This is a genomic window from Pseudomonas sp. PS01298 (assembly GCF_029959745.1).
Taxonomy (GTDB): Bacteria; Pseudomonadota; Gammaproteobacteria; order Pseudomonadales; family Pseudomonadaceae; genus Aquipseudomonas; species Aquipseudomonas aylmerensis.
In genome coordinates, this window is record NZ_JASCPP010000175.1 from 1 (window position 1) to 8373 (window position 8373).

Annotated in this window: 8 protein-coding genes; 5 read left to right on the forward strand and 3 right to left on the reverse strand. The window is 62.0% G+C overall.

Translation table 11 applies throughout. The features are described 5' to 3' along the window. Positions 1 to 231 precede the first annotated feature (231 nt). Positions 232 to 858, reverse strand: a complete 627-nt coding sequence (locus QMX97_RS30650) for a hypothetical protein (protein WP_106804668.1) — start codon at positions 856 to 858, stop codon at positions 232 to 234. An 89-nt stretch (positions 859 to 947) separates the two neighbouring features. On the opposite strand from QMX97_RS30650, the gene QMX97_RS30655 reads away from it, so the two are divergent. Then, on the forward strand, positions 948 to 1916 hold the full coding sequence (locus tag QMX97_RS30655) for a LysR family transcriptional regulator (RefSeq protein ID WP_282398156.1): 969 nt from the start codon (positions 948 to 950) through the stop codon (positions 1914 to 1916). A 69-nt stretch (positions 1917 to 1985) separates the two neighbouring features. Here QMX97_RS30655 and QMX97_RS30660 read toward each other — a convergent pair whose 3' ends face one another. Continuing rightward, positions 1986 to 2393, reverse strand: coding sequence for a PA2817 family protein (locus tag QMX97_RS30660; protein WP_010567536.1), 408 nt, complete (start codon positions 2391 to 2393; stop codon positions 1986 to 1988). Positions 2394 to 2468: 75 nt separating this feature from the next. Beyond that, positions 2469 to 4916, reverse strand: coding sequence for an acyl-CoA dehydrogenase (locus tag QMX97_RS30665; RefSeq protein WP_065901428.1), 2448 nt, complete (start codon positions 4914 to 4916; stop codon positions 2469 to 2471). Positions 4917 to 5107: 191 nt separating this feature from the next. Here QMX97_RS30665 and QMX97_RS30670 point away from each other — a divergent pair, with 191 nt between their 5' ends. The 4 genes from QMX97_RS30670 to QMX97_RS30685 all read left to right on the forward strand — a co-directional run bounded on the left by QMX97_RS30670 (position 5108) and on the right by QMX97_RS30685 (position 8284). Next, on the forward strand, positions 5108 to 5767 hold the full coding sequence (locus tag QMX97_RS30670; RefSeq protein WP_120448016.1) for a transglutaminase family protein: 660 nt from the start codon (positions 5108 to 5110) through the stop codon (positions 5765 to 5767). A gap of 56 nt (positions 5768 to 5823) precedes the next feature. Continuing rightward, on the forward strand, positions 5824 to 6441 hold the full coding sequence (locus QMX97_RS30675; protein WP_282398157.1) for a glutathione S-transferase: 618 nt from the start codon (positions 5824 to 5826) through the stop codon (positions 6439 to 6441). A gap of 134 nt (positions 6442 to 6575) precedes the next feature. Next, positions 6576 to 7508 (forward strand): ABC transporter ATP-binding protein, encoded by a 933-nt coding sequence (locus tag QMX97_RS30680; protein WP_065901421.1) that lies wholly within the window; start codon positions 6576 to 6578, stop codon positions 7506 to 7508. Next, complete coding sequence (locus QMX97_RS30685) at positions 7505 to 8284, forward strand: ABC transporter permease (RefSeq protein WP_065901419.1); 780 nt, start codon at positions 7505 to 7507, stop codon at positions 8282 to 8284. Before QMX97_RS30680 ends, QMX97_RS30685 begins: the two co-directional genes overlap by 4 nt. Positions 8285 to 8373: the final 89 nt, after the last annotated feature.

Genomic DNA, 8373 nt, shown 5'->3' on the forward strand with positions numbered 1-8373 from the left:
GGCTTGCCCTACGTTGGGCTGCGCAGCAGCCCCCAACCCTGACTGGAGTTTTTCCCAGACAAACTGCGGCGGCCTTATTGGGGCTGCTGCGCAGCCCAACGCAGGGCAAGCCTGCTCACCACGAGGGTGAGGCTGCCAGAGTGGGTGCACCTGTCACTGGTGGTGAGGCTGCCAGATGGAGCGCACCTGCCAGGGTAGGCAAATCTCACCCAGCAAGCCCGGCGTAGCGCTTCAGTCGAGGGTGTAACGCACCGACAGTGCGCCCTTTTTCTCCGACAGGGCCAGGATGGTCACTTGGCCCAGTTCGCTCAGCGCCTGTACATGCGTGCCGCCGCAGGCGTAGGCCGGCAGTTCGCCGAAGCCGACTTCGCGGGTGCCGTCTTGCAGGGTCATATGGCGCGGATAGTCGGCGGCAATCCACTGGTTGACTTGCTGTTGAATCGTCTCGGCCTCGAGGACTTGGGCGGCGTCGCCACGGATAAACGTGATCTTGCCTTCGCCCGGCCAGTGATGCGCCTTGATCGGCATCCAGCCCAGGGTCTCGCCAACGTTGCCGATCAAGTGCCCGGCGGAATGCAGGCGTGTGTGCAGGGCGCGGCGCTGCTCGTCGACCCGTGCGGTAATCAAGCCACGCGCCACGGGGCGGTCGGTGTAGTGCACCACGCGATCGGCTTCCTGGGTGACGCGCAGGACGTTGGCCTCGCCGAGCCAGCCGGTGTCGAAAGGTTGCCCGCCGCCTTGCGGGTGGAAGAGGGTTGACTGCAGGGTGACGGCAAAGAGGTCTTCGTGCGGCGTGCAGTCCAGCACTTCAAGCTCGGCAGTCAGGTGATCGTGGGTGAAAAACAGGCGCTCGGTCATTATCTACATCCGCATCAAGGTTCTGCGAGCAGTATAAATAGTGCGTGGATGGGTGATAATCCGCTCAACTCTCAATGGACCTGTGCGCTATGAGCATCAATCTTCCCTTGCCGCTGCTGGGTGAAATGGCGATTTTCGTCAAGGTAGTGGAAGCCGGCAGCTTTTCCGAGGCGGCCCGGCAGATGGGGGCTTCGCCGTCTTCGGTGAGTCGCAGCATCTCGCGCCTGGAAAAGGCCCTGGCCACCCGTTTGCTGCAACGCACTACGCGCAAACTGCGCCTGAGCGAGGGCGGGGAAGAGGTGTTCAAGCGTTGCCAGGAGATGGTCAACGCGGCGCGTTCGGTCATGGAGATCAGCGGCCAGTTCACCCATGAGGCCGAAGGTCAGGTGCGGGTCAGTGTGCCCAAGGCGGTGGGGCGGTTTGTGGTGCACCCGCATATGCCGGAGTTTCTGCGGCGCTACCCCAAGGTCGATGTGCAACTGATCCTCGAGGACCGGCACGTGGACCTGATCGATGACAACGTGGACCTGAGCATCCGCATCACCGACAGCCCGCCGCCGGGGCTGGTCGGACGGCAGCTGTTGCCCATCGAGCACTTGTTGTGCGCGACCCCACAGTACCTGGCCGAGCACGGCACGCCGGGTCACCCCCAGGATTTGCTCGCACACAGCTGCATCTACCTGGGTGAAACCCCGACGGACTCACGCTGGAAATTTCGCCAGGCGGGCAAGACGGTGACGGTGGGTGTGCACGGACGTTATGCGGCGAACCACACCGGGGTACGCCTGGATGCGGTGTTGCAGCATGTGGGGATTGGCAGCCTGCCGTATTTCACCGCGCGGCATGCCTTGGAGGAGGGGCGCTTGGTGCAGGTGTTGCCGGCATGGGACTTTATTGCGTCCTACCATGGCGAGGCGTGGTTGCTGCATTCGCCGACGCGGTACCTGTCGCCGAAGTTGCGGGTGTTTATCGACTATCTGGTGGAATGCATGGCGAAGGAGCCGACATTGCGCCGCCAACACCTGGTAGGAGCCGGCTCGCCGGCGATGGGCCCTTGAAGTCACCGCTGGACTCAAGGCCGCCATCGCCGGCAAGCCGGCTCCTGCAAGGGAAATCGTGGGGGTTGATCAGTGCTTGCTCTGGTCCTGCGGCATGGCCAGCAGCTGCTTTTCCTGGTTCCAGTCGAACGGTTCGTCGTTCTGTTCGGCTTCGAAGCGACGCTCTTCCAGGGCCTGGTACAGGTCCAGTTCTTCGTCAGGCATGAAGTGCAGGCAGTCACCACCGAAGAACCACAGCAGGTCGCGCGGTACCAGGTGGGCAATCTGTGGGTAGCGCAGGATGACCTGGCTCATCAGGTCCTGGCCCAGGTACTGGCTTTCGATCGGGTCGATCGGCAGCAGGGCGCGCAATTCGTCGAAGCGCTCCAGGAACAGGGTGTGGCTTTCCTCGGGTACCTGTTCGGCTTCGCCGACGGCAACCAGGATGCTGCGCAAGTGGTCGAGCAAGACGAGATGATCGGCAACGACGTTGGACACGAGATAAGTCCTCTAAAGCAAAAACGGGCGCGAGAGTATATAGCCCTCGCGCCCGTATTTATATGACCGCTGGACTCAGCGGACTTTACCCTCGGTGTGTTCCAGCTCTTCCTTGCTGAAATCATCCACGTCGATCACCTTGCGCCGCGCCGCCTCGGCGTCACGCAGGGTCTGTGCTTCAGCCGGTTGCAGCACGCCGGCGTGCAATGCAGCGTCGATCGCATGTTCGCCGGCAGTCGGCTTGACCTGGCCGCTTTTGAGCGCGCTGTGCAGTTTTTTCTGCAGTGGGTGGCTGGCACCCAGCAGGTCGTAGGCATGTTGCAGGGCGCCCACCGGATCTTCCGCCGATTGTGGGCGGTAGCAGCCGGCCAGCAGTTCTTCCAGGGTCGGGTCGCCTTTGGCACGGCCAATCACCGCGGCCACTTCGGCATCCAGCGCGTCGGACGGCCCGGTATGGCGACGCCCGAACGGGAACACGATGACCCGCAGCAGGCAGCCCAGTACCTTGTTCGGGAAGTTGCTGAGCAGTTCATCCAGTGCGCGCTCCGACTCGCCGAGGCTTTCTTCCATGGCCCAGGCGAACAGCGGTTCCAGGTGATCCGGCGAATCCAGGTCGTGATAACGCTTGAGTGCTGCCGAGGCCAGGTACATGTGGCTCAGCACATCGCCCAGGCGCGCGGACAGGCGTTCGCGGCGCTTCAACTCGCCGCCGAGCAGCATCATGCTCAGGTCGGCGAGCAGGGCGAAGGCGGCAGCCTGGCGATTCAGGGCGCGGAAGTAACCTTGGCTGAGGCGGTTGCCCGGGGCTTTTTCGAAGTGGCCCACGCCCAGGTTCAGCACCAGGGTGCTGGCGGCGTTGCTCACGGCGAAACCGATATGCTGCATCAGCAGGCCGTCGAACTCCTTGAGTGCCTGGTCATGGTCTTCGCGACCGGCCAGGGCCATTTCCTTGAGCACGAACGGATGGCAGCGGATGGCGCCCTGGCCGAAGATCATCAGGTTGCGCGAGAGGATGTTCGCGCCTTCTACCGTGATGAAGATCGGCGCACCCTGCCAGCTGCGGCCCAGGTAGTTGTTGGGGCCCATGATGATGCCCTTGCCGCCGTGCACATCCATGGCGTGACTGATGCATTCACGACCGCGCTCGGTCAGGTGGTACTTGAGGATCGCCGACAGCACCGAGGGTTTTTCGCCCAGGTCGACGGCATTGGCGGTGAGCATGCGCGCGCTGTCCATCAGCCAGGCGTTGCCGCCGATGCGCGCCAGGGCTTCCTGGATACCTTCGAAGGCCGACAGCGGCACGTTGAACTGCTCACGCACCTGGGCGTACTGGCCGGTGACCAGGCTGGTGAACTTGGCGGCGCCGGTGCCGACAGCGGGCAGGGAGATCGAACGGCCGACCGACAGGCAGTTCATCAACATCATCCAGCCCTTGCCGAGCATTTCCTGGCCACCAATGAGGAATTCCAGGGGGATGAACACGTCCTTGCCGGAGTTGGGGCCGTTCATGAAGGCGGCGCCCAGGGGCAGGTGGCGACGGCCGATTTCCACGCCGGGAGTGTCGGTGGGGATCAGCGCCAGGCTGATGCCCAGGTCTTCTTCCTCGCCCAGCAGGTGGTCCGGGTCATGCGCCTTGAAGGCCAGGCCGAGCAAGGTCGCGACCGGCCCCAGGGTGATGTAGCGTTTTTCCCAGTTGAGGCGCAGGCCGAGGGTTTCCTTGCCTTCCCATTCGCCTTTGCAGATCACGCCGGTGTCGGGCATGGCGCCTGCGTCGGAGCCGGCCAGCGGGCCGGTCAGGGCGAAGCAGGGGATGTCATCGCCGCGCGCCAGGCGGGGCAGGTAGTGGTTGCGTTGCTCATCGGTGCCGTAGTGCAGCAGCAATTCGGCCGGGCCGAGTGAGTTGGGCACCATCACGGTCGACGCCAGGTCGCCGCTGCGGGTGGCGAGCTTCATCGCGACCTGTGAGTGCGCATACGCGGAGAAGCCCTTGCCGCCGTATTCCTTGGGAATGATCAGGGCGAAGAAACCGTGGGTCTTGATGTGCTCCCAGGCAGCGGGCGGCAGGTCCATGGCCTGGCCGATTTCCCAGTCGCTGACCATGGCGCAGAGTTCTTCGGTCGGGCCGTCGATGAACGCTTGTTCTTCTTCGGTCAGTTGCGCCTTGGGATAGGCCAGCAACTTATCCCAGTCCGGGCGACCGCTGAACAGTTCGCCGTCCCACCACACGGTGCCGGCGTCGATGGCATCGCGCTCGGTCTCGGACATCGGCGGCAGGACTTTCTGGAACCAGCTGAACAGCGGCTTGGTGAAGTATTGGCGGCGCAGGTCCGGTAGCAACAACGGCGCCGCAACGGCGGCCAGCAGCACCCAGAAGATCAGCAGCAACCAGCCGGGAGCGTGACTCCAGGCGCCCATCGCCAACAGGTAGACGGCGACCACGCCCAGGGCGGGCAGGGGCGCGGTGCGCCGGTGTGCCAGGTAGGCAATGCCGACCACCAGAACCAGTATCCACAACAACAGCATATTCAATCCTCCGTGAAACCAGGGGCGAAACCACCAACGAGCTTAGTCGGCATCCGAGCAAGCGGGGTGATCAGGGTGTAACGAGTTGTGCTGGAAGCACCCATCTTCAGGCGCCGACATTTGGCCGAATCGTCGTTATCTCTGTGGCGGACCTGTCGTTAAACTCAAGGCTTCCTTCGGAGATTAAGCTCATGGATACGTACCTGAGTCCCAGCCGCTTCATCGATAGTGACCACCCTGCGGTGGTGGAGTTCGCCGAAAAACATCGTGGTCCCAGCGCGGATTTAAGTGACCAGGCGGTCAGTCTTTATTACGCCGTACGTGAGGCGATTCGCTACAACCCCTACACCTTCAGTCGCGACCCAGACACCCTGAGCGCCAGCTATGCCCTGGCTGCCGGCGAAAGCTACTGCGTGCCCAAGGCCACCTTGCTCGCTGCCTGTGCCCGCCACTGCGGGATCCCGGCACGCATCGGCCTGGCCGACGTGCGCAATCACCTGTCGACGCCACGCCTGATCGCGTTGCTCAAAAGCGATGTGTTCGCCATGCACGGCTACACCGAACTGTACCTGCGCGGTCGCTGGGTCAAGGCGACGCCGGCGTTCAACAGCCAATTGTGCGAGTTGTTCGATGTGCCACCGCTGGAGTTCGATGGCCTCCACGACAGTGTTTTCCATGCGTTCAATCGCCAGGGCCGGCGCTCGATGGAGTACGTGGTGGACCACGGGCAATTTCCCGACGTGCCCGAGGCATTTTTCTTCGCCCATATCCAGCAGTGTTACCCGCACTTGTTTGCCGAGGACATGCCGACGTTGCTGGGCGATATGCAGAGTGATTTGAGCCGCGCGTGAACCGGCGTATGCTGCTGCGTTCATCTAGCCATGTTCATCAACAATAAGGCGCGGTCATGCTGAAAATCTGGGGTCGTAAAAATTCATCAAACGTCAGGAAGGCACTCTGGTGCGCCGAGGAACTCGGCCTGGACTATGAGGCAATTGATGCGGGCGGGGCTTTTGGTGTGGTCGACACGCCGCAATACCGGGCGTTGAACCCCAACGGCCGGGTGCCGATGATCGAAGACGGTGACTTCGTGTTGTGGGAATCCAACACCATCGTGCGTTATCTGTGTGCCAAGCAGGCATCCAGCTTGTATCCCACTGACCTGAAGGCGCGGGCCAACGCCGAAAAGTGGATGGATTGGACCACGTCGACCTTCGCCGACCCGTTCAGGACCGTGTTCTGGGGCGTGCTGCGCACCCCCGCGGACAAGCAGAACTGGGACACCATCCACGCCGGGCGCAAGACCTGTATCGATGTGCTCAAGACCGTCGACCAGGCGCTCGCAGTGCAGCCGTACCTGTCGGGCAATGAAATCGGCATGGGCGATATTCCCCTGGGCAGCTTCATCTACGCCTGGTTTGAAATGCCCATCGAACGGCCTTCGATGCCCCACCTGGAGGCCTGGTACCAGCGCCTGCAGCAGCGTCCGGCCTACCGCAAGGCGGTCATGACTGCGTTGACTTAATACCCACTATTAATACGGGTGACTGTACTTGTGCGGCGCGGGCAAGCACCATGCTTGTCATGCGCCGCCGTTGAACTACGTGGGCTGCGCCCTCATCTATTGTTTCTATTCCCTTCTTTGGTGCGTAATCCGATATGAGTTCCGCTCTGTCCATCCGGCAGCTAACCAAAACCTACGGCAACGGTTTCCAGGCCCTGAGTGGTATCGATCTGGACGTTGCCGAGGGTGATTTCTTCGCCTTGCTCGGCCCCAACGGTGCCGGCAAATCCACCACCATCGGTATCCTCTCGACACTGGTCAACAAGACCAGCGGCACGGTGAATATCTTCGGGCATGACCTGGACAAATCCCCGGCGGCGCTCAAGCGTTCGATCGGCGTGGTGCCCCAGGAATTCAACTTTAACCAGTTTGAAAAGACTTTCGACATTGTCGTGACCCAGGCGGGTTATTACGGCATTCCGGCGAAAGTCGCCAAGGAACGCGCCGAGCAGTACCTGACCCAGTTGGGCCTGTGGGACAAGCGCGACGTGCCTTCGCGCTCGCTGTCCGGCGGCATGAAGCGGCGCCTGATGATCGCCCGCGCGCTGGTCCATGAGCCGCGCCTGCTGATCCTCGACGAGCCCACCGCTGGCGTGGACATCGAGCTGCGCCGTTCGATGTGGACCTTCCTCACCGAGCTGAACCAGAAGGGCATCACCATCATCCTCACCACCCACTACCTGGAAGAGGCTGAGCAGCTGTGCCGCAACATCGGCATCATCGACCATGGCACCATCGTCGAGAACACCAGCATGCGTAACCTGCTGGGCCAGTTGCATGTGGAGACTTTCCTGCTCGACCTGAAGAACAACCTGTCGGTCTCGCCGCAACTGCTCGGCTACCCGAGCCGCCTGGTGGACAGCCATACCCTGGAAGTCCAGGTGGACAAGGCCATGGGCATCACCGCGCTGTTCACCCAGTTGGCAGCCCAGAACATTGAAGTGCTGAGCCTGCGCAATAAAACCAATCGCCTCGAGGAGTTGTTCGTGTCCCTGGTGGAGAAAAATCTGGCGAAGGTGGCGGTATGAGTTCCGAACTGCAACCCAACATCGTCGCGCTGCAAACCATCGTCTACCGCGAAGTGAAGCGCTTTACCCGGATCTGGCCGCAGACCCTGCTGCCGCCGGCGATCACCATGGTCCTGTACTTCGTGATCTTCGGTAACCTGATCGGCCGGCAGATTGGCGACATGGGTGGCTTCACCTACATGGAGTACATCGTGCCGGGCCTGATCATGATGTCGGTGATCACCAACTCCTACGGCAACGTGGTCTCCAGCTTCTTCGGCAGCAAGTTCCAGCGCTCCATCGAGGAGCTGATGGTCTCGCCGGTCTCGCCGCACACCATCCTGATCGGCTACACCCTGGGCGGCGTGCTGCGTGGCCTGATGGTCGGGGTGATTGTGACGCTGCTGTCGCTGTTCTTCACCCACCTGCAGGTACACCACCTCGGGGTCACCTTGCTGGTGGTGGTGCTGACTGCGACGATCTTCTCGCTGCTTGGCTTCATCAACGCGGTGTTTGCGCGCAACTTCGATGACATCTCGATCATCCCGACTTTCGTGCTGACACCGCTGACGTACCTGGGCGGGGTGTTCTACTCCATCACCTTGCTGCCGCCGTTCTGGCAGACCGTGTCGCTGGCCAACCCGGTGCTGCACATGGTCAACGCCTTCCGCTACGGCATCCTGGGCGTGTCGGACATCAAGATCAGCGTGGCGATCACCTTCATGCTCGTGGCGACCGTGGTGCTGTATATCGGTTGTGCGCGGTTGCTGGTGAGCGGGCGTGGGATGCGTACGTAACCTCGACGCGGTCAAAAATGTGGGAGCGGGCTTGCTCGCGAATGCAGTCTGTCAGTCGATACATCTCTGACTGATCCACCGCATTCGCG